The sequence below is a fragment of the Burkholderia sp. Ap-955 genome, from assembly GCF_011753045.1.
GTDB classification, from domain to species: domain Bacteria; phylum Pseudomonadota; class Gammaproteobacteria; order Burkholderiales; family Burkholderiaceae; genus Burkholderia; species Burkholderia lata_D.
The window spans coordinates 40,966-62,154 of the sequence record NZ_VWWH01000038.1; the positions used below are offsets into that span (position 1 = coordinate 40,966).

16 protein-coding genes are annotated in these 21,189 nt (G+C 68.4%); 4 read left to right on the forward strand and 12 right to left on the reverse strand.

What is annotated here, in order from left to right:
- Positions 1-16 precede the first annotated feature (16 nt).
- The 5 genes from F3J15_RS20510 to F3J15_RS20530 form a co-directional block, all read right to left on the reverse strand.
- The gene (locus F3J15_RS20510; protein WP_166893680.1) at positions 17-2,953 is read right to left on the reverse strand and encodes a molybdopterin oxidoreductase family protein; all 2,937 of its coding nucleotides are present in this window, start codon (positions 2,951-2,953) and stop codon (positions 17-19) included.
- A 241-nt stretch (positions 2,954-3,194) separates the two neighbouring features.
- Positions 3,195-4,616, reverse strand: a complete 1,422-nt coding sequence (locus tag F3J15_RS20515; protein WP_069251247.1) for an amino acid permease — start codon at positions 4,614-4,616, stop codon at positions 3,195-3,197.
- Positions 4,617-4,796: 180 nt separating this feature from the next.
- Positions 4,797-6,212 (reverse strand): FAD-binding oxidoreductase, encoded by a 1,416-nt coding sequence (locus F3J15_RS20520; RefSeq protein ID WP_166893682.1) that lies wholly within the window; start codon positions 6,210-6,212, stop codon positions 4,797-4,799.
- A 570-nt stretch (positions 6,213-6,782) separates the two neighbouring features.
- Positions 6,783-8,087, reverse strand: coding sequence for an MFS transporter (locus F3J15_RS20525; protein ID WP_166893684.1), 1,305 nt, complete (start codon positions 8,085-8,087; stop codon positions 6,783-6,785).
- 127 nt (positions 8,088-8,214) lie between these two features.
- Positions 8,215-9,870, reverse strand: coding sequence for a choline dehydrogenase (locus F3J15_RS20530; protein ID WP_166893686.1), 1,656 nt, complete (start codon positions 9,868-9,870; stop codon positions 8,215-8,217).
- Between the two features lie 187 nt (positions 9,871-10,057).
- Between F3J15_RS20530 and F3J15_RS20535 the strand changes: the two genes are divergently transcribed.
- Complete coding sequence (locus F3J15_RS20535; protein WP_166893688.1) at positions 10,058-10,882, forward strand: IclR family transcriptional regulator; 825 nt, start codon at positions 10,058-10,060, stop codon at positions 10,880-10,882.
- A gap of 30 nt (positions 10,883-10,912) precedes the next feature.
- On the opposite strand, the gene F3J15_RS20540 is transcribed toward F3J15_RS20535, so the two are convergent.
- The 4 genes from F3J15_RS20540 to F3J15_RS20555 form a co-directional block, all read right to left on the reverse strand.
- Entirely contained in the window at positions 10,913-11,236 is a 324-nt protein-coding gene (locus tag F3J15_RS20540; protein ID WP_166893690.1) for a hypothetical protein, read from the reverse strand.
- Between the two features lie 115 nt (positions 11,237-11,351).
- Entirely contained in the window at positions 11,352-12,374 is a 1,023-nt protein-coding gene (locus F3J15_RS20545) for a DUF2891 domain-containing protein (RefSeq protein WP_166893692.1), read from the reverse strand.
- 10 nt (positions 12,375-12,384) lie between these two features.
- Positions 12,385-13,335, reverse strand: a complete 951-nt coding sequence (locus F3J15_RS20550; protein ID WP_166893694.1) for a DUF979 domain-containing protein — start codon at positions 13,333-13,335, stop codon at positions 12,385-12,387.
- On the reverse strand, positions 13,332-14,021 hold the full coding sequence (locus tag F3J15_RS20555; RefSeq protein WP_166893697.1) for a DUF969 domain-containing protein: 690 nt from the start codon (positions 14,019-14,021) through the stop codon (positions 13,332-13,334). Before F3J15_RS20555 ends, F3J15_RS20550 begins: the two co-directional genes overlap by 4 nt.
- A 337-nt stretch (positions 14,022-14,358) precedes the next feature.
- Between F3J15_RS20555 and F3J15_RS20560 the strand changes: the two genes are divergently transcribed.
- Positions 14,359-14,583, forward strand: a complete 225-nt coding sequence (locus F3J15_RS20560) for a hypothetical protein (protein WP_089486105.1) — start codon at positions 14,359-14,361, stop codon at positions 14,581-14,583.
- Positions 14,584-14,629: 46 nt separating this feature from the next.
- Here F3J15_RS20560 and F3J15_RS20565 read toward each other — a convergent pair whose 3' ends face one another.
- Positions 14,630-15,058 (reverse strand): hypothetical protein, encoded by a 429-nt coding sequence (locus tag F3J15_RS20565; protein ID WP_166893699.1) that lies wholly within the window; start codon positions 15,056-15,058, stop codon positions 14,630-14,632.
- Between the two features lie 339 nt (positions 15,059-15,397).
- On the opposite strand from F3J15_RS20565, the gene F3J15_RS20570 reads away from it, so the two are divergent.
- Positions 15,398-16,402: a chemotaxis response regulator protein-glutamate methylesterase gene (locus F3J15_RS20570; protein WP_166893701.1), complete on the forward strand. Its 1,005-nt coding sequence runs from the start codon at positions 15,398-15,400 to the stop codon at positions 16,400-16,402.
- A 76-nt stretch (positions 16,403-16,478) separates the two neighbouring features.
- Entirely contained in the window at positions 16,479-17,546 is a 1,068-nt protein-coding gene (locus F3J15_RS20575) for a diguanylate cyclase (RefSeq protein ID WP_166893703.1), read from the forward strand.
- A 27-nt stretch (positions 17,547-17,573) separates the two neighbouring features.
- On the opposite strand, the gene F3J15_RS20580 is transcribed toward F3J15_RS20575, so the two are convergent.
- On the reverse strand, positions 17,574-19,823 hold the full coding sequence (locus F3J15_RS20580; protein ID WP_166893705.1) for an EAL domain-containing protein: 2,250 nt from the start codon (positions 19,821-19,823) through the stop codon (positions 17,574-17,576).
- 333 nt (positions 19,824-20,156) lie between these two features.
- On the reverse strand, positions 20,157-21,189 hold a 1,033-nt coding region (locus F3J15_RS20585), incomplete at its 5' end, for a LysR substrate-binding domain-containing protein (RefSeq protein WP_205190887.1).

Here is a 21,189-nt window from a genome sequence, read left to right on the forward strand (position 1 = left end):
GGTGGTGCTCCTTCGATCAGCGATCTTCAGACTTCGGGCCGGCCGATGTCGCGCGCCGCAGCCGCGCGGCGAACGCGCCGGTTCCCGCGAAATACGCCTGCACGCGCTGCAGCACGCGCGGCGTGCCCGGCAGCGCCGGCATCGGCGCGAACTGCGGCAAGGTCGTCGCCGCATCGGCTTCGGCCGGATAGATCCGCACCTGCACGTCGTACCAGCCGGCCTGCCCCGTGATCGGATCGGAGTTCGACATCCGCGCGCCGCCGCGCGCCGCATCCGGCAGCTCGTCGGTGATCACGTGGTTCAACAGGAAGCCGCGCTGCGACTCGCCCGCTTGCGGCCCGAGGTTCCACGCGCCGGCCGCCTTGCCGATCGCGTTCCAGGTCCACACGGTGCCGGGCTCGACCGCCTCGCTGTAGCGCGCGCGGCAACGCACCTTGCCCCATGGCGATTCGACGTAGATCCACGCGCCGTCGTCGATCTGCTGCGCGGCGGCCGTGACCGGGTTCACGAACAGGTGGTTCTCGCCGTGGATCTGCCGCAGCCACGCGTTCTGCGAATCCCACGAGTGATACATCGCCATCGGCCGCTGCGTGATCGCCGCGAGCGGATAGCGGCCCGCATCGGTCAGCCCGCTTTCGAGCGACCGATGCCAGAACGGCAGCGGATCGAAATAGCGCGCGATACGCTCACGCAGATGGTCGGGCGGCTGGCGGCCCGACGTGCGGCCCTGCGCGGCGAGCCGGAATTTCTGCATCACGTCCGAGTAGAGCTGGATCACGATCGGCACGCCGAACTTGCGCATCCCGTTGTCGACCGCCCACTGCATATACGGGCCGTTGCAGTTGCGCATGTACTGCAGCGGCTCCGGCAGCCGGTGGTGATACACGCAGTTGTTCTCCGCATAGCGTTTCCACTGGTCGGGGTTCGGCTCGCCGACGACGGCCTTGTCACCATCCTTGCCGCGCCAGCCGATCAGGAAGCCGGTGCCGGAATCGGGCGCGGTCTGGAAGTTGATGACGAAATCCGGATAGTCGCGGTACTTGCGCTGCCCGTCCGCGGTCGTGAAGGCCGGAAACTTCAGCCGGCTCGCAAGCTCGATCAGCACTTCCTGGAATGGCTTGCACTCGCCGGTCGGCGGCGCGACGGGTACCCGCACCGAGTCGACCGGCCCGTCGAATTCGGAGATCGGCCGGTCGAGCACCGACATCACGTCGTGCCGTTCGAGGTAGGTCGTGTCGGGCAGGATCAGGTCGGCGAACGCCGTCATCTCCGACGCGAACGCATCGCACACGACGAGGAACGGGATCCGGTATTCGCCGTCGTCGCGCTTGTCGACCAGCATCTTGCGCACTTCCGTCGTGTTCATCGACGAATTCCACGCCATGTTGGCCATGAAGATCAACAGCGTGTCGATCGGATAGGGATCGCCACGCCACGCATTGGTGATCACCGAATGCATGAGCCCGTGCACCGCGAGCGGGTACTCCCACGAGAACGCCTTGTCGAGCCGCGCGGGCGTGCCGTCCGGATGGACGAACAAATCCTCGGGGCCCGCGGGCCAGCCGAGCGGGCCGGTGGCGAGCGGCGTGTTCGGCTTGATCTGCGCCGGGTCGTTCGGCGGTTTCGCCGACGGCGGCACCGCGCGCGGATACGGCGCCTTGTGCCGGAAGCCGCCCGGCCGGTCGATCGTGCCGAGCAGCGACATCAGCACGGCGAGCGCGCGGATCGTCTGGAATCCGTTCGAATGCGCGGCGAGCCCGCGCATCGCATGAAACGCGATCGGCACGCCCTTCACCGATTCGTGTTCCTTGCCCCACGAGTCGGTCCAGCGCACCGGCAGCGCGATCGCGTGGTCGCGCGCGACCGTCTCCATCTCGCGCGCCAGGCGGCGGATCGTGTCGGCCGCGATGCCGGTGATGTCGGCCGCCCATTCGGGCGTGCATTCGGCCACCTGTTCGCGCAGCAGCGTGAACGACGGCGCGACGGGCGTGCCGTCGTCGAGCGTATAGCGGCCGTCGAGCGCGGGCTCCGCGCCTTCCGTGTGATGCAGCACCGCGCGGTTCGTCTTCGTGTCCCACCACATCCGGTTCTGCGGATACAGCGCGTTGACCTCCGGCGCGCCGGCGTCGCGCACGAACAACCCGAACGTGTCGGCGCCGTCGCGCTGGTCGACCAGCTCCGCCGCGTTCGTGAAGCGCGACACGAATTCGAGGTCGAACGCGTCGCGCGCGATCAGCTCGTGCATCAGCGCCATGAACAACGCGCCGTCGGTGCCGGGGCGAATCGGAATCCATTCGTCGGCAATTGCCGCGTAGCCGGTGCGCACCGGGTTGATCGCGATGAAGCGGCCGCCTGCGCGCTTGAACTTGCCGAGTGCGATCTTCAGCGGATTCGAATGGTGGTCCTCCGCGGTGCCGATCATGAAGAACAGCTTCGCGTTGTCGAGATCGGGGCCGCCGAATTCCCAGAACGAGCCGCCGATCGTGTAGATCATCCCGGCCGCCATGTTCGCCGAGCAGAACCCGCCATGCGCCGCATAGTTCGGCGTACCGAACTGTTTTGCAAACAGGCCGGTGAGCGCCTGCATCTGGTCGCGGCCGGTGAACAGCGCGAAGCGCTTCGGATCGGTGGCGCGCAGGTGCGCGAGACGCTTTTCGAGCACGTCGAACGCGACGTCCCACGACACCGGCTCGAACTGCGCGTCGCCGCGCTCGGCGCCCGGCTTGCGCATCAGCGGCTGCGTGAGCCGCGCGGGTGAATACTGCTTCATGATTCCCGACGAACCTTTCGCGCAGATGACGCCCTGGTTCAGCGGATGCGCGGGATTGCCGTCGATATAGCGCACCTCGCCGTCGCGCAGGTGCACGCGGATGCCGCAGCGGCACGCGCACATGTAGCACGTCGTCGTCTTGATCTCGGCCTGCTCGTCCCGCTCGCGTGCCCGATGTTCCATCGTTTGTCCTCGTTCGCGGATTCGCGGATGAGGGTGCGCCCGGCGGGGCGCACCCGTGAATCGGTTCATCCATGCTATGCCGGCACGCGGCCGACATAAAGTCGCATCCTCTGATCGGTGCTATCGGTCGGCCCGATAGTTGCGCCGATCAACCATCGGATCGCGCCGGAAGCCGCATGCATGAAGGCCCGGCACGCGGGCCGGGCCTTCGGCGTCAGGCGTTACCGCGTATTACCCCGCATCAACGCGGCGGATAGGCGAGCAGTTCGCTGTCGTCGAGATGCTCGCGGCGGCTGCGGCGCGTGAGCCCGTAGGCGACGACCAGCACGCCGAGGCTGGCGACACCGAGCCACAGCGGCTTGCGCTGGTCCGGAATGAACGCCATCGCGACGAGAATGCCGACCATGCCGATGATCGCGACCCAGGTGAGGTACGGATACGCCCACATCTTGACGCGCAGCTTGCTGGCGGCCACCGGGTCGAGACGCTTGCGCAGGCGCAGTTGCGAGAACGCGATCAGCACGTACACGAACAGCGCGACGGTGCCGTACGAATTGACGAGGAACGCGAACACGGTATCGGGCGACACGTACGACATCACCACCGACACGTAGCCGAACACCGTGCCGAGCAGGATCGCGCGCACCGGCACGCCGCGCTTGTTGACCTTCGCGAGCGCGGCCGGCGCGTCGCCGTGGCGGGTCAGCGCGAACAGCATCCGCGACGCCGCATAGAGGCCCGAGTTGAGCGCGGACAGCACCGCCGTCAGCACGATCGCGTTCATCACGTTGGCGGCAGCCGGCAGGCCCATCACTTCGAGTGCGCTCACGTACGGCGTGGCCATCTGATGCGAGTTCCACGGCACCAGCGCGACGACGAGCGCGACCGAGCCGACGTAGAACACCAGCACGCGCGTGATCACCGAATTGGTGGCCTTCGCGACCGCTTTCGCCGGTTCCCTGGCCTCGGCCGCCGCGATCGTGACGATTTCAGCGCCGAAGTAGAAGCCGGTCGCCGCGACCGCCCCGCTCATCACCGGCCCGATGCCGAGCGGCATGAAGCCGCCGTGGCCGAGCAACGTCGGCAGCACCGACGTCGTATGCATCGACGCAGGCCACAGGCCGAGCACGTAAAGGCCGCCGAGGAACAGGAACACGATGATCGCGCCGACCTTGATCGACGAGAACCAGAACTCGAACTCGCCGTAGCTGCCGACCGAGATCAGGTTCGTGAGCGTCAGCACGACCAGCAGCGCGAGGCTGATGATCCACGCGGGTGTATCCGGCAGCCAGAACTGGATCAGCTTGGCGCCCGCCACCGCTTCGAGCGCGACGACGATCACCCAGAAATACCAGTACATCCAGCCGGTCAGGAAGCCCGCCATCTTGCCGGGCCCGCGCCAGTTGCCGAAGGCGAGCCGCGCGTATTCGTAGAACGAACCGACGGCCGGCATCGCGCATGCCATCTCGCCGAGCATCCGCATCACGAGCACGACGAGCCCGCCCGTGATCAGGAACGACAGGATCGCGGCCGGCCCGGTCTGCTGAATCACCACGCCGCTGCCGACGAACAGCCCGGCACCGATCACGCCGCCAAGCGCGATCATCGTCATGTGGCGCTGCTTGAGGCCACACTTCAGGTCACTCTGATTCGAGGGTTGCATGTCTTCTCCATATCCAGTTGTCCGGACGCCGCCCGCACGCCACCATCGGGTGAGCGCGGGCGCCGCCGGCGACGGCGCGTGCAGGGGCGCCTGCAGCCCCGGCCGCACGGATTTCTGTTGCTTTTATTGTGTTCGACAGCCCGGCGCGCGTTACGTCACGCCGGGCGATATGCACTACGTTCAGGGCTTTTCGTCGTTCCTGAAGTAAGACAGGTAGAGCATCCGTTGCCCGAGGCGCCGGAACGGCGCGAACGGATGGCCTGGCAGCGGCGACGTGAAGATCGGCAGCGTCTGGCGTGCGCCCTTCCCCGCGATCTGCTCGGCCAGACGGCGGCCGGCCTGCTGCGAATACGACACGCCGTTGCCGCCGTAACCGAGTGCGTAGTACACCGACTGCCGCGGGTCGGGCTGGCACACGCGCGGCATCATGTCGTGACTCACGTCGACCCAGCCCCACCATGAATAGTCGATCTCCACGCCGCGCAGCGCGGGAAACTTGCGCGCCATCCCTTCCTTCAGCAATTCGAAGTGACGCGGGTTCGGCGCATCGTCACCGGTGATCGCGCTGCGGCTGCCGATCTGCAGACGGCGATCGGGCAGGAAACGGTAGTAGAAGCGCAGCGTGCGCGTATCGGTCAGCACCTGTGTCGTGCGGAAGTTGCACGAATCGATCTCCGCGTCGGTGAGCGGGCGCGTGACCATCGAGTTCGACAGGATCGGCATCACCTTGCTGCGCAGCGACGGATGCAGCGTCTGCGCGGTGTACGCGCCGGTCGCGATGCCCACCGCACGGGCCCGCACGACGCCGCCGGGCGTGCGCAGGTGGTGCACGCCGTCGATCGTCTCGAAGCCGAGCACCGGGCTGCTCGTATGCACCTTCGCACCGGCTTCGCGCGCGAGGCGCAGGTAGCCGAACGCGAGCTTCAGCGCATGGATGCCGATGCCTTCCGGCTCGTGCAGCGCGCCGGCCGCTTCGTGATCATTGATGAATTCGCGGCGGAAGGTTTCCGCGCTCAGCAGTTCGGACGGATAGCCGAACACGTCCTTCCACACCTTCGCCTCGGCCGCGAGCTTCGCCATGATGCGCGGACGGTGCGCGATCAGGAAATGGCCGCCCGACTGCGGGTCGCAGTCGATTTCCGACACGAGCGACTTGAAGTGCTCAAAGCCTTCGAGGATCTCGTCGTGCATCTTCAGCGCGACGTCCTTGCCCCAGCGCTCGATCCACTGCGAGCGCGACAGCCGGCCCGATGCGTTCTGCCCCTGCCCGCCGTTGCGGCTGCTGCAGCCCCAGCTCGTGCGGTTGGCTTCCAGCACGACGGCCTTGATGCCATGGTCCCGCGCGAGGCACAGCGCGGTCGCGAGGCCCGTATAGCCGGCGCCGATGATCGCGACGTCGACATCGAGATCGCGCGTCACGGGGCCGTCGTCGGGCGGCGGGGCGCCGGCCGTCGCGACCCAGTAGGTCGGCGCGTACTGCCTGCCGCACCCGGGCCCCGGCGACACGAGCGGATCGTAGGTCGGGTCGTAACGCGTGTCGTTCGGCCGGCCGCCGGCAAAGCCGCTCGCGGACCGTTCGATGGAAGGGGTCGACATGCTCAGACCTCCGACGCGGGCTGGCCTGCCGCGCCGCAACGGGCGCACGAGGCGATTCGACTGACTGATGCGGGGCGCGCGTTCGCCGCACGGGCGAATGCTGCCGACTGCCTGTTGGTCATGCCTGTCTCCTGATCGTTCTCTTCGGGTCGATCGTGTGCAGATGCTTCAATGCGGCGATCTGTCGAGGAAAGTGTAGGCAGGCCGATTTTTCGCAGGTAGGGCCAGTGGACCGGATTCGCTTGGACCAGCGTGTGGGACAGCGAACGGCGGGTAACAGCGGGCGACAGGTGGACGGCGACGGTCAGCAAGGATCAGCGGCGCAGGCGCGCCGCCGCCGGGCAATCGGGACGCTGAGCGGCGGGCAACAGCGGGCAGACGGCAGACGGCGTCGGTCGGCAAGGGTCAGCGGCGTGGGCACGACGCCGCCGGACGACCGGGACACCGAACGGCGGGCGACAGCGAGCGACCGGCAGACGGCGACGGTCAGCGTCGCAAGCACGACACCGCCACAAGACCGGGCGCCGATACGACCCCAACCGCGCCCCGCCCCATCCGCCCCGCCCGCCGTCACATCGCGCGCACCGCGACGCCGTCCACGCCGCCGCGCTTCTCGATCGCCCGCGCGGACACGATCGACAGGAGTGCAGACAACATCACGTAAACCCCGACGAGCCACGGCGCCCCGCCGTTCACGCGCAGCAACGCGGTCGCAACGATCGGCGTGAGCCCGCTCGCGAAGATGCCCGACACCTGGTAGACGAACGAGATGCCCGTGTAACGCACGTTCGCGTCGAACAGCTCCGCGAACAGCGCGGCTTCCGGCCCGTACGCCATCGCATAGAAGATCCCGAACGGGATCACCAGCGCGAGCCACACGGCGAGCAGGTGGGTCGACTGCGTCTGCAGCAGCCAGAACGCGGGCAGCACCGACAGCCCGCACAGCGTCGCGCCCCACCGGTACACGCGTGCGCGGCCGATCCGGTCCGACAGGCTGCCGAACACCGGGATGAACACGCACATCACGACCGCCGCGCTCATCACGCCGAGCAGCGCGTCGCCGCGCGAGATCGACAGGTTGCGCGTCATGTAGCCGATCGAGAACACCGCGAACACGTTGAAGAACACGCCGTCGATATAGCGCGCGCCCATCCCGAGCAGGATCGCCTGCCGATAGTTGGCGAGCAGCTCGACGACCGGCAGCTTCGTATCGCGCCGCTGGCGCTTGAGCGCGACGAACTCGGGCGTATCGGCCACGCGCGTGCGGATGTAGAAGCCGACCGCGACCAGCAGCAGCGATGCCGCGAACGCAATGCGCCAGCCCCACGCGAGAAACGCGGCGTCCGGCAGCGCGCGTGACAGCGCCGCGACCACGCCGGCCGCGAGGCACAGCCCGATCGCGAGCCCGATCTGCGGCAGGCTCGCATACAGCCCGCGCCGGTGCGGCGGCGCGTACTCGTAGGCCATCAGCACCGCGCCGCCCCACTCGCCGCCCAGGCCGATGCCCTGCAGCACGCGCAGCGTCAGCAGCAGCACCGGCGCCCACATCCCGATCTGCGCGTAGGTCGGCAGGAACGCGACGCCGGCCGTCGACACACCCATGATCAGCATCGTCAGGATCAGCGCGGACTTGCGCCCGACGCGGTCGCCGAGATGGCCGAACAGCAAGCCGCCGAGCGGCCGCGTGATGAAGCCGACCGCGAACGTCGCATACGCGAGCATCGTCGACACGAACGCGTCGCCGGATGGAAAGTACTGCTTGTCGAACACGATGCCGGCGACCACGCCGTACAGGAAAAAGTCGTACCACTCGACGGTCGCGCCGATCACGCTGGCCGCGGCCACGCGTCGGACGACCCGGGAATCGATTGCCATGCGAGCTTCTCCAGGTAAGGATGCGCCGCAACCTGCCCCGGCGCCGTACCGGCGGGGGCATCGATGAACGCGCGGCGGCCGTCCGGGCGCAGGCGCACGGGCCACGCGGGTGATGCGTGGCGAGGCCCTACGCGAGCGCTTCGGCGGCCGGCGCGACGCTGCGGCCGCGATCGGCCGCGCGCGCGTCCTCGAGGATCATGTCGGACGCCTTCTCGGCGACCATCACGATCGGCACGTTGGTATTGCCCGATACGAGGGTCGGCATGATCGAGCAGTCGACCACGCGCAACCCGCGCGTGCCGTACACGCGCAGCCGCTCGTCGACGACCGCGAGCGGATCGCTCGCGACGCCCATTTTCGCGGTGCCGGACGGATGGAAGATCGTCTGCCCGTATTCCCGGCAGAACTCGAGCAGCTCGTCGTCCGTCTGCGCGTCCGCGCCCGGCCGCACCTCGCGCTTCATCAGCGGCGCCATCGGCTCGGTCGCCGCGACGCGTCGCGCGAAGCGCACGCCGGCCACCGTCGTGCGGCGATCGCGCTCGGTGTCGAGATAGTTCGGCTGGATCGACGGCGCGTCGCGCACATCGTCGGTGCGGATGCGCACGGTGCCGCGCGATTCGGGCCGCAACTGGCAGATCGAATACGTGCAGCCGGGAAACGGATGCACGCTGCCGCCCGCCGAATCGGCCGACAGCGTCGAGAAATGGAACTGGATGTCCGGCGTCGCCGATTCGTCCGGCAGCGCGCGGCAGAACATCCCGCCCTGGTTGATGCCGATCGCCAGCGGGCCGCCGCGAAACAGCGCCCATTGCAGCCCCATCTTCGCGCGGCCGATCCACGAATGCAGCTCGTCGTTGGTCGTGATCGGCTTCGTTACTTCGTAGATCAGACGAATCTGCAGGTGATCCTGCAGGTTCTCGCCGACGCCCGCGCGATCGGCGACGACCGGAATCCCGTGCCGGTTCAGCAGCGCGGCCGGCCCGACGCCCGACACCTGCAGCAGTTGCGGCGACTGCAGCGCGCCGGCCGCGAGAATCACCTCGCGCAACGCGCGCACCTCATGCACCTTGCCGTGCTGGACGTAACGCACGCCCGATGCCTGGGCGCCGTCGAACAGCACCTTCAGCGCCTGCGCATCGGTTTCGACATGCAAGTTCGGCCGCCCGCGCGCGGGCTTCAGGTAGGCCACCGCCGTCGAGCAGCGCAGCCCGTTGCGCGTGGTGAGCTGGTAATAGCCGACGCCTTCCTGGTCGCCCGTGTTGAAATCGTCGACCGTGCGCACGCCGAGCCGGTTCGACGCGGCCACGAACGCATCGACGAGTTCGTGCCGCTGCCGGATCGCGGACGCCCACAGCGGGCCGCCGGTGCCGCGCGTCGGCCCTTCGCCGAGCGTGTTGTGTTCGAGCTTGCGGAAATACGGCAGGCACTCGCGCCAGCTCCAGCCGCGATTGCCGAGTGCGGCCCAATGGTCGTAGTCCTGCTGCTGCCCGCGCACGTAGATCAGCCCGTTGATCGAGCTGCAGCCGCCGAGCGTGCGGCCGCGCGGCCAGTACAGGCGGCGGTTGTGCATGTTCGGATCGGGATCGGTGTGGAAGCCCCAGTTGTACACGGGGTGGAACATCGTCTTGCCATAGCCGATCGGCACGTGGATCCACATGTAGCGGTCGGCGGGGCCGGCCTCCAGCAGGCACACCGTATGGCGGCCGCCGTCGGACAGCCGGTTGGCGAGGACGCAACCGGCCGATCCCGCGCCGACCACGACATAGTCGAAGCTGCGTGTCATTCCGTGTCTCCGTTCCGGGGTTTTGGAAAAATCCGGTATGTTTTGTTCAAATTTATTGAGCACACGGAACGCATACAAGCCGATTTATTGTCCACGCCGCGAATGTGGTACAAAAACCGTTCAATTCGTTTCATTTCCCACGCACACACCATCCCGGGACGCACGCCGATCCCGACGGAGGAGACATATGCGCGACACCGCCCCCGCGCCGCCCGATGGCGCGCCCGCCGACGACGCGCGCGTCCTGCGCGCCCTCGCGGTGCTCGAAGCGCTCGCGTCGGCCGGCCAGCCCTACACGCTGTCGCAGCTCGCCGCGCGGCTGCATATCCCGAAGGCGACTCTGCTGCGCCTGATCGAATCGCTCGAAACGCGTGGCTACGTGATCCACATGCCCGACTCACGCGGCCACGATCGCGGCATCGCGCTCGGCCCGCGCGCCGCGCAGTTCGCGCTCGCGGCGCTGTCGAACAACACGTTCACGCGCGGCTGCCGCTCGGTACTGCGTGCGCTCGTCGACGTGCTCGGCGAAACCTGCAACCTCACCGCGCTCGACGGCGACACGGTGCTGTACGTCGAACGCGTCGAAACGACCGAGCCGTTGCGGCTCGAAATGCGGCCCGGCATGCGCGTGCCGCTGCATTGCACGGCGAGCGGTAAGCTGTTCCTGTCGCAGATGAATGCGCTGGAGCGCAACGCGATGCTCGCGCGGCTCACGCTGAAGAAGATGACCTACCGGACGCTGACCGATGCACAGTTGCTCGCGGCCGAGCTCGACCGGCTCGCCGCGCGCGGCATCGGGATCGACAACGAGGAGTTCGTGCGCGGGATGGTGGCGGTAGCGGTGCCGGTGAAGGAAGCAGCAAGCGGCCGCGTGCTCGCGGCGCTCGCCGTGCATGCGCCGACCGCGCGCGCGACGCTCAACGACCTGCTGGAGAACGTGCCGAAGATGCGGGACGCGGCTACGCGGCTCGCGCCGCTGCTGCATGCGGCTGAGGGTGCGCCGCCGGGTTGATTGCCGTTACGCGCTAAAGCGTTGAAGCGTTCAAGCCAGGTGATAACGCAACCAGAAAGTCTCGCGGCAGGCGTTGTCGAACGTCATCCGCGTCGGGCCGATCGGTTGCGCATCGGGATGACGAAGCACGTCGTAGTCGATCCAGCATTCGGCACACAGCAGATCGGACGGCGCGCGATCCTGCTCAACCGAGCGGCGCACGATCGCGCCGTTGTCGAAGCGGTATTCGGTTTCGTCGCGCGTGACCTCGACGTCGTCGTCGGTCCAGCGGTCGTGCGATGTCGCGTGTGACACGATCGATACCGGGCCCGCGAGCCCGTGGATCGCGGCGACGTAGGTAATGAGCTTGTCCATGGCGAGGCGGCAAGGAAACAGATGGCTGCATCGCGCAACGCATGCGGCGCGATGCAGCCCGAGCGGCGAGTATAGCCGCGTGCCGAAGACCTTGCCGCCGGCGGGGTTTCGCGCGCTACGCCTCCAGCGCGAGCAGCGCGAACGTCGCGAGCCAGTGCTCGCCCATGTAGTCGCCGGCCACGTGCGCGAGCGCACTCGCGAGATGCCGGTCCGCCGCGTCGAGCAGCTTCGCGCGCCGCGCATCGCCTTCCGGCAGTGCGCCGGCGAGCGAGCGCTGGCACCACGCGCGGCTCAGGTTCAGCCCGTCGAGGTGCGCGATCTTGCCGTCGCTGCGGTCGCTGACCGTCGCCGGCTCGAACAGCGTCGCCGGCTCGCCGCGCGCGAGATCGGGCAGGAAGCGCGCGAACCAGCCGTCGAATTCGGCAGCCGGCAGCACGCGCCGCATCAGCTCCGCCTCCATCAGCGCGGGCGACAGGAATTCGTCGCCCGACGGCTCCCATGCCTGGCACGCGACATCGTTCAGGTGCCAGCGCTTCGCGGTATCGACGATCAGCGCCGCGAGCCCGTCGCGCTGCGTGTCGCGCGCGAAGTCGAGCGTGAGCGCCAGCGCGAACGCGGTGTTGAAGTGCGTGCCGACCCGCAGCGGATAGGTCGCTTTCGGCAGGAAGGTCTCGAAGCGCGACACGAACAGGTCCGTCAGCGGCGCCATCGTCTTCGCCCAGCGCGCGGCCTGCGGCATCGCCCCCTTCAGTGCGAGCCGCTCCAGCTGCGCCGACAGCGCGAGCAGCCACGCCCAGCCGTACGGCCGCTCGAAGCCGCTGTTGTGCGGCCGCGCGAGATACGCGCGCTCGCCGGCGACGTTCGCATCGGTGAAGTGCGCGTCGACGGTGGCGACGATGCGTTCGGCCTCCGGCAATGCCGGATAGCGTTCGAGCACGCGCAGCACGAGCCAGTAGCCGTGCACGCACGAGTGCCAGTCGTAGCTGCCGTAGAAGATCGGGTGCAGTGCGCGCGGCCCCTGCACGTCGTGCGGACCTTCGAGCGAATGCGTGAGCTTGTTCGGATATTCGCGGGTCAGGTGCGCGAGCGCGAGCGACGCGAATTTCGAGGCGAGTTCGGGGGTCAGTCGGTCGGTCATCGGGATCTCGTCAGAAGCGGAATGCGAACGCGTACATCAGCAGCGTGTTCACGGCGAGCAGCAGCAAGGCCGTCGGCCACTGCACCTTGATCACGCCATTCTTGTCCTTCAGTTCGAGCAGCGCCGCCGGCACGATGTTGAAGTTTGCGGCCATCGGCGTCATCAGCGTACCGCAGAAGCCGCTCAGCATCCCGATCGCGCCGACGATCGCCGGGTTGCCGTGGAACTGGTGGACGATCAGCGGCAGGCCGATGCCGGCCGTCATCACGGGGAACGCGGCGAAGCCGTTGCCCATGATCATCGTGAACAGCGCCATGCCGACCGTGTAGGCCGCGACCACCGCGAACGGCGAATCGATCGGCACCCAGTCCTTCACGAGCCCCGACACCACGCCGCCGACACCCGCGACCGCGAACAGCGCGCCGAGCGCCGCGAGCATCTGCGGCAGGATCGCGGCCCAGCCGACCGCGTCCATCGTGTGGCGTGCCTCCTTCACCGCATGCACGGGCGAATCGCGCAGCATCGCGAGCGCGACGGCGAACGCGACGAGCGTGCCGAGCACGAGCGAGATCAGCGTCACGCTCTTCGGGTCGACGAACGGCACGAGTTTCAGCGCGAACGTGCCGATCAGCGTGACGACCGGAATCAGCAGCGCGGGCAGGAACAGCGTGTTGCCGAAACGCTGCGCGCGCGTCTCGCGCCGCACGGCCGCCGCTTCCCCGGCTTCGTCGGACTTGCCGCGCCCGAGCTTGCCCGAGCCGGCGATCACCGCGAGCGCGATCGCGAGGCAGCCCGTCACGAAATGCGGCAGCCGCGCGCCGAACAGGAACGTGACCGCGTAGATCGCCCAGAACGCGAAATTGACGATGCGGCGCGGGTTCGTGCGATCGGTCAGGTTGAAGTAGGCGAACGCGGCGAACATCAGCCCCGCGAGCGTGTACAGCGATTCGAGGCCGATCATCGCGCGCCCTCCTGCGCCATCAGGCCGCAGCCGCGCGTGAGCCGGCGGTCGAGCAGCGCGAGGCGCGTGCAGTGGATCAGGAGTGCCGCGATCGCGGTCGGGATCGCCCACACCGACAGGTGCAGCGGCTCGATGGCGATGCCGTTCTGTTCGAGAAAGCCCTTGATCAGCAGGATCGACTGGATCGCGATGAAGATGTCCTCGCCGAAGAACACGGCGACGTTGTCGGCGCCCGACGCATGCGCGCGGATCTGCTGGCGCACCGATTCGGGCAGCTCGCCATGCCGGTTGACCGCGGCAGCCTCGGCCATCGGCGCGATCAACGGCCGCACCATCTGCGCATGGCCGCCGAGCGACGTGAGGCCGAGCGCGGCCGTCGCCTGGCGCAGCACGAAGTACAGCATCAGCACGCGGCCCGTGGTGGCCGCCTGCACGCGCGAGATCATCCGCTTCGCCTGCTCCTTGAGCCCGTTGCGCTCGAGCAGCGCGATCACCGGCAGCGTCAGCCAGATGAGCCCCATGTAGCGGTTTTCGGTGAACGCCTTGCCGAACGCGCTGACGATGTCGACGAGATTCAGCCCGCCCGCCAGCCCCGTCGCGAGCCCCGCGATCGTGACCACCAGCAGCGCATTGAAGCGCAGCGCAAAACCGATCACGACGATCGGCACCCCAATCAGCACCAGCATTGCTCCTCCTTGTATCGGACGCGCGGCGCCTTGGCCTGCGCCGCCTGCCCGGTTTGGACCGGGCTCTGACGGCGCAATCTAACACGAGACTTTATCGACAAAAAGTCGACAATTTACTGCTTCGGGTAAACGTTGAAGCGTGCGAACACCGTGCCCGGGGCAGGTGTCGGCGGTGTTTCATCCGAGGAATCGGGGGACGGACGGACGGCGCGAACGCACCGGTTGCGGCACGCGCGTCGGCGGCCCGGCCGGCGACGTGCAGCGGGCCGCCGCGCGTGGCGGAGCCCCGATGCGCCGACTACACTGGAAAGCATCGGCAACGGACGGGAGAGCCGCCATGATTGACGTATTCCAGACCATCGGCAGCCGCGCGTTCTCCGCTCATCTGGCGAAGGACGGGATGGTGACGCTGAAGGAGCAACGCCATGAGGTCGATCGCGTGACGCTCGCGACCGCGTATGCCGCGCTCGTCGAGGAGTCCGAGCAGGAAGCCGACCTGCTCGACGCAACGGTCGAAGGCATGATGCGCGCGCTGATCCAGGGGTACGCGCGCAGCCATTGACGGCGCGGCCCCACCCGTTGAAGCGGATGGCGGGCCGGCGCGGGCGCTACGTGGCCGGCGTACCGGCGCCCATGTCGAACCACCGGCCCGCGCGTAGTTGCCGGTAGTCGGCCTGCGTGAAGATCCTCAGCAGGTTCGCGACCGCGCCGTTGCTGGCGCGGTCGAGTTCCGTCATGAACGCTTCGACTTCGTCGCGAGCGGCAAACAGGATCGTTCGAAAGTAGCGTTCGCGTTCCGCGTCGGACAGGTTCGTTGCGCGTAGCTGGTACGGATGGTGAAGCGCCGCGAACAGGAAATAAAAGCGCTCGGCGTCGTCGCGCAGCACGCGCACCGCGTCCGGATCGACCGGGAAATCGCGGTGGAACGACGCATGCCCGCTCTCGATGTGGATCCGGTACAGCAACCGGCCGTCTTGCTCGGTCACGATCGGCGCGTATGGATCGCGGCTGACCAGCAGGGTGTCGGGCACGGTCATCCGGCATTCTCCCCGTCTTTTTATCGAAGTCGCCACGGTAACATGCCGGCTTCCGCGGCCGGTCGTGCCGAAACCGCCGGACAGGCATGCGCGGGCCGGCCCGGTTCCCCTACCCTCCGCCAACACCCCACCGTCATAGAGGAAACGCACTGAAACGGCACAATGCGCGAATTTTTCGATTGCCGCCGCCCGCGCCGCATGACAGCATGCGGGCGTCGCCAACCGAAAACAATGTCGTGCCGTCCGGCCGCCGATGCCGTCCGGCGGCGCCGAACAGGCAGCCCCTTCCATGAACCCGGCCCACCTCCAACACTACGAACCGACCGGAGAATTCCGCTTGTGAATATCGGCATCGTCAACGACCTCCCGCTTGCCGTCGAGGCGATGCGCCGCGCGATCGCGCGCCGGCCCGAGCACCGCGTGCTGTGGGTCGCGACCGACGGCGCGCAAGCCGTCGAGCTGTGCGCCGCGCAGCCGCCCGACGTCGTGCTGATGGACCTGATCATGCCGAAATTCGACGGGATCGAAGCGACGCGGCGGATCATGCGATCCGAACGACCGTGCGCGATCCTGATCGTGACGAGCTGCATCGGCGCGAATGCATGGCGCGTGTTCGAGGCGATGGGCGCCGGCGCGCTCGACGCAGTCGATACGCCGCGGCTCGGCGACGGCGCGGCCGGCGACACGACCCGGCTACTGCTCGCGAAGATCGACCAGATCGGCCGCCTGCTCGACGCGCCCGGCGGCACGCGCCTCGCCGGCACGGCCTCGCGCGCCGGCGGCGGCCCGCTGGTCGCGATCGGCGCATCGGCCGGCGGCCCCGGCGCGCTCGCGTCGATCCTCGGCGGCCTGCCGGCCGATTTCAGTGCACCGATCGTGATCGTCCAGCACGTCGACCGCGCGTTCGCCGAAGGCATGGCGCAATGGCTCGACGGCCAGACGCCGCTCGCCGTGCGCGTCGCGCGCGAAGGCGACCGCCCGCAGCCGGGCGTCGCGCTGCTCGCCGCGACCGACGACCACCTGCGCATCACGCGCGCCGGCACGCTCGAATACACGCGTGAGCCGGCCGCCACGCCGTATCGCCCGTCGGTCGACGTGTTCTTCAACAGCCTGACCGAGCACTGGCCCGGCCGCGTGGTCGGCGTGCTGCTCACCGGGATGGGCCGCGACGGCGCGATCGGCCTGAAGGCACTGCGGATGAAGGGCTACCATACGATCGCGCAGGACGAGGCGACGAGCGCCGTGTACGGCATGCCGAAGGCGGCCGCGACGCTCGGCGCGGCGCGCGCGATCCTGCCGCTCGGGCGCATCGCGGGCGAACTGGCGGCGCTCGCGAGAATCTGAGCCCGACGATGAACACGCGCAACACCCATGCCTGCCCCTGCGACAACCGCAACGACCGTAACAACCCGCATCGACCATGACGATTGACCTGACTCGCCCGCCAGGCGGCCCCTACACGTCGCCCGTCGACGTGCCGGCGATGGTGCTGCTGGTCGACGACCAGACGATCGTCGCGGAAGCCGTGCGACGTGCGCTCGTCGACGAGGAAGGCATCGATTTCCACTACTGCCCGCGTTCGGACGACGCGATGGCCACCGCGATCGAGACGCGGCCGACCGTGATCCTGCAGGACCTCGTGATGCCCGGCACCGACGGGCTGAGCCTCGTGAAGGCGTACCGCGCGAATCCGGCGACGCGCGACGTGCCGATCATCGTGCTGTCGACGCAGGAAGAACCCGTGGTCAAGAGCGCCGCGTTCGCGGCCGGCGCGAACGACTACCTCGTGAAGCTGCCCGACCGCATTGAGCTCGTCGCGCGGGTGCGCTACCACTCACGCTCGTACATGAACCTGCTGCAGCGCGACGAGGCCTATCGCGCGCTGCGGCAATCGCAGCAGCAGTTGCTCGAAGCCAATCTCGAGCTGCGGCGCCTCACGCACTCCGACGGCCTGACCGGGCTGTCGAACCGCCGCTATCTCGACGAATACCTCGCCGCCGAATGGCGGCGCGGCACGCGCGAGCGCAGCGAGCTGTCGCTGCTGATGATCGACGTCGACAACTTCAAGCTGTACAACGACACGTACGGCCACGTGTCGGGCGACAGCGTGCTCAAGCAGATCGCGTCGACCATCGAGCGCTGTCTCGGCCAGTCGGGCGATCTGGCCGCGCGTTTCGGCGGCGAGGAATTTGCGGTCGTGATGCCGGCCACGTCGCCGGGCGCCGCACGGTTGCTCGGCGAGAAGATCCGCCTTGCGGTCGAGGCACTGCGGCTGCGGCACGCGCATTCGTCGACGGGCAACACCGTGACGATCAGCATCGGCGGTGCGAGCATCGTGCCGATGCCCGGGCTGCCGACGACCCTGCTGATCGAAGCGGCCGACCGTGCGCTCTATCGCGCGAAGCACGAAGGCAAGAACCGCGTCGAGATCGATGCGACGCCGACGACGCCGGTCCCCGGCGGGTTCGGCGGGCCGCGCGTCGACTGAGCACCGAACGCCGAACCCGCACCGCGCTCACAAGGCGCCAAGCCGGCGCGCGTAGTCGTTCGCGTCCAGCGGGCGGCTGAACAGATAGCCCTGCTGCATGTCGCAGCCGATCTGCTGCAGAAACCACGATTGCGCCTGCGTCTCGACGCCTTCGGCCGTGACCTTCATCCCGAGCGAATGCGCCATCGCGACCACGGCCTGCGTGATCGCCACCGAGTCGTGATGATCGGGCACGCCCGACACGAACGAGCGGTCGACCTTCAGGTTGTGCAGCGGAAAGCGCTTCAGGTACGCGAGCGATGAATAGCCGGTGCCGAAATCGTCGACCGAGATCTTCACGTTCATGTCCGTGAGCGCCTCGAGCATCGGCAGCACGGTGTCCGTGTCGTTCATCAGCAGTCCTTCGGTAATCTCGAGTTCGAGCGCGGACGGATCGAGCCGGGTCTGCGCGAGGCAGCGACCGACCGATTCGACGAGCCCTTCGTGGAACTGCCGTGGCGACAGGTTGACGGCCAGCATCAGGTCGGGCGCGATCGTGCGGCGCCATTCGGCCGCCTGCCGGCACGCGGTTTCGAGCACCCACTGGCCGATCGCGACGATCTGCCCCGTATCTTCCGCGACCGGAATGAACTCCGCCGGCGACATCGGCCCGAGCTCGGGGCTCGTCCAGCGCAAGAGCGCTTCGGCGCCGACCGTGCGGCCGCTGCGCGCGTCGACGACGGGCTGATACGCGAGCCGCAGCATGTCCGACGAAAGCGCGCGCCGCAGCGACTGCTCGATCGCGAAGCGGCGCTGCAGCCGCAGGTTGAGCTGCGCGGTGAAGAACGTGAAGTGGTTGCGGCCGCGCTGTTTCGCGTCGTACATCGCCGAATCGGCATTGCGCATCAGCGTGACGGCATCGTCGCCGTCGCGCGGCGCGACGCTGATCCCGATCGACACGCCGAGCCAGTATTCGTTGTTCGCGATCGCGAACGGCTTCGCGATCGCGTCGATCACCTCGCGCGCGAGCACCTCGAGCCGGTCGGGATCGTCGCAGTCGTCGACGAGGATCACGAACTCGTCGCCGCCGACCCGCGTCAGCGCATACTGGCCACCGCCGCACGCCGCGAGCCGCGCGGCAACGCTGCGCAGCAGCGCGTCGCCCGCGTCGTGGCCGGCCGTGTCGTTGACCTTCTTGAAACCGACGAGATCGATGAACACGATCGCGACGCGCGCGGGGCCGCCGGCCGCATCGTGTCGGCCGAACAGCTCGCGCATGCGATCGCCGAGCCAGCGGCGGTTGTAGAGGCCCGTCAGCGCATCGCGCGTCGCCATGTAGCGCAGCTGTTGCTGCGCTTCGCGCACGGGGCCGATGTCGTTGAACGACACGAGCACCGAATCGGCCTGCTTCTCGCCCGGCTTCACGATCGGCACCGCGTTGCCGCGCACCCAGATGACGTCGCCGTCCGCAAGGCCGAAGCCGACCGTGTAGCCAAGCATCGGCGTGGCCGTCTCGAGCGCGCGCAGGCTCGGCCATTCGTCGGGTGGGATCGGCGTGCCGTCCTCGTGCAGCTTGCGCAGGATCACCGTCGACAGCCGGCGGCCGACGAGGTCGCCCTTCACGCGCATCATCCGGTTCGCACTCGGGTTGCTCGCGACCACGACGCCGTCGCGCGACACCACGAGTATCCCTTCGTTCAGGCTGTTGACCACGAGCCGGTGATGTTCCTCGCTGCGCGCGAGCTGTCGCGCGATCCGGTCCTGGTGCACCGCGAGGCCAACGCTGTTGCCGATATCGCGCAACAGTTCGGTTTCCTCGTCGCCCGGCCGGCGCGGCGTGCGGTAATAGACGGCGAACGCGCCAAGCACGACGCCCGCCTCGTCGAGGAACGGCACCGACCAGCACGCGCGCAAGCCCAGCGGCAATGCGACGGCGCGGTAATCGGCCCACAGGGGATCGGTTTCGATGTCTTCGACGACGACCATCCGTCGCAGGTACATCGCCGTGCCGCACGAGCCGGCCACGGGCCCGATCGACGCGCCTTCGATCGCCGCGCTGTACTGCACGGGCAGCGATGGCGCGGCACCGACGTGCACATGCACGCCGTCGGTATCGAGCAGCAGGATCGTGCACGACGCACCGTCGCCGAGCAACGCCTCGGCACGCCGGCAGACCTCGACGAGCAGTTCCGGCAGCGGTGTGTTGCGCGTGATCAGCCTCAGCACGCTTTGCTCGGACGCGAGTACTTCCGCAGCGAGCCCGAGACTGTAACGAGAACTTTGCGGTTCGGTATTCAAGATGAATCCTGCCGTCTGTCCGATCGGGTCTGATGCGCCCGATTCGTTTTCGATCCTTCGTGCCGTATTTCGCCCCGGGTTTACGCCGATGCCCGGTGCGCCCCGTATCGCGCGCGGTGCCAACGCGCGCCGAAATATATTTAACACCAATCCGTGACAAGCGGCGCATCCACGTACATCAGGGGTTACGCGCGGTCGGCACGGCGGTTGCAGCCGGCAGTCAGCTCGCCGAAAGACTTGCGCACGCGACGGCCCGGGGCAAGGCCGCGCGTGGTGCGCGGCGAGCATGCAAACCGTTCGTCAGATTGTGGCGTCGCCCGGCTCCGTTCGCCTTCATGCCACCGCGCCGGGTTCCGTGCGCGTCACGGCCTTCAATGCATCGATCGCGGCCGTGACCGACACGCCTGCGGGCGCCGCATACAGCGCGCCGACCGTTTCCGGCATCGTCGACAGCTTCAGCGGCAACCGGCCGACCCGCTCCCCCGAGCGCACGGCCAGCTCGAACGCGCGGGCCGACTGCACGAACAGGCAAGGCGACTGCTCGGCCACCATGCGGTTGGTCCGCCATGACACCGATTCCATCAGCACGGGTGGCGGCGGCAAGCCCGCGTTCGCGAACTCGGCGTCCAGCGCCGTGCGCGCGGGCGACCCGAGCGGCGGCACGATCCACGGGAACGCGGCCGCGTCGCGCCAGCCGATCCGCGCGCGCCTGAGCAGCGGATGGCGCGGCCCGCACACGACGATCATGTCGTCACGGTACAGCGGCGCGACGTCGAGCCCCGCGCTCAGCGCCGACGCGTCGAGCCGGCACACGAGCAGGTCGAGCTCGTGGCGCTGCGCCTGCGCGAGCATCCGGTCGAGCGTGTCCTCGCGCACGTTGAGCTGCACCGCGCGGCCGGCTTCCCGCAGCCACGCCAGCGCGCCCGGAATCAGTTGCGGTGCCATGTTCGGCAGCAGGCCGATCGACACCGGGCGGCCGGTGCCGGTACGCAACGCATCGAACGCGGGCGCGACGCCGCGCATGTCGGTCAGCACGCGGCCGATGCATTCGAGCAGCGCATCACCATAGACGGTCGGCGCGACGCGCCGCGACGTGCGTTCGAACAGCGGCAGGCCGAGCGCGTCCTCGAGCTCGCGCAGCCATTTCGACAACGCAGGCTGCGTGATCGACGCGGCCTCGGCCGTGCGCGCGAAGCTGCGTGTGCGCCCGAGCGAGTCGAGCGTTTCCATGTCGCGCACGCGCAGCCGGCGCAGCGCCTGCGCGATGCGCTGCTCATGGGCCGGCGCGCCGGGCGGCGCGAGCGGTTCCGGCCGCGTGCGGTGGGCCGGGCCACGTGGGTCGTAGGTCACGGGCGCCTCCGTCATT

What these genes read in the sequence shown, in the direction of transcription:
- F3J15_RS20525 (WP_166893684.1), bottom strand. Translation starts at nt 8,087, where the DNA reads ATGGCAATCGATTCCCGGGTCGTCCGACGCGTGGCCGCGGCCAGCGTG.
- F3J15_RS20515 (WP_069251247.1), bottom strand. Translation starts at nt 4,616, where the DNA reads ATGCAACCCTCGAATCAGAGTGACCTGAAGTGTGGCCTCAAGCAGCGC.
- F3J15_RS20550 (WP_166893694.1), bottom strand. Translation starts at nt 13,335, where the DNA reads ATGATCGGCCTCGAATCGCTGTACACGCTCGCGGGGCTGATGTTCGCC.
- F3J15_RS20545 (WP_166893692.1), bottom strand. Translation starts at nt 12,374, where the DNA reads ATGACCGACCGACTGACCCCCGAACTCGCCTCGAAATTCGCGTCGCTC.
- F3J15_RS20520 (WP_166893682.1), bottom strand. Translation starts at nt 6,212, where the DNA reads ATGTCGACCCCTTCCATCGAACGGTCCGCGAGCGGCTTTGCCGGCGGC.
- F3J15_RS20510 (WP_166893680.1), bottom strand. Translation starts at nt 2,953, where the DNA reads ATGGAACATCGGGCACGCGAGCGGGACGAGCAGGCCGAGATCAAGACG.
- F3J15_RS20540 (WP_166893690.1), bottom strand. Translation starts at nt 11,236, where the DNA reads ATGGACAAGCTCATTACCTACGTCGCCGCGATCCACGGGCTCGCGGGC.
- F3J15_RS20535 (WP_166893688.1), top strand. Translation starts at nt 10,058, where the DNA reads ATGCGCGACACCGCCCCCGCGCCGCCCGATGGCGCGCCCGCCGACGAC.
- F3J15_RS20565 (WP_166893699.1), bottom strand. Translation starts at nt 15,058, where the DNA reads ATGACCGTGCCCGACACCCTGCTGGTCAGCCGCGATCCATACGCGCCG.
- F3J15_RS20575 (WP_166893703.1), top strand. Translation starts at nt 16,479, where the DNA reads ATGACGATTGACCTGACTCGCCCGCCAGGCGGCCCCTACACGTCGCCC.
- F3J15_RS20530 (WP_166893686.1), bottom strand. Translation starts at nt 9,870, where the DNA reads ATGACACGCAGCTTCGACTATGTCGTGGTCGGCGCGGGATCGGCCGGT.
- F3J15_RS20555 (WP_166893697.1), bottom strand. Translation starts at nt 14,021, where the DNA reads ATGCTGGTGCTGATTGGGGTGCCGATCGTCGTGATCGGTTTTGCGCTG.
- F3J15_RS20560 (WP_089486105.1), top strand. Translation starts at nt 14,359, where the DNA reads ATGATTGACGTATTCCAGACCATCGGCAGCCGCGCGTTCTCCGCTCAT.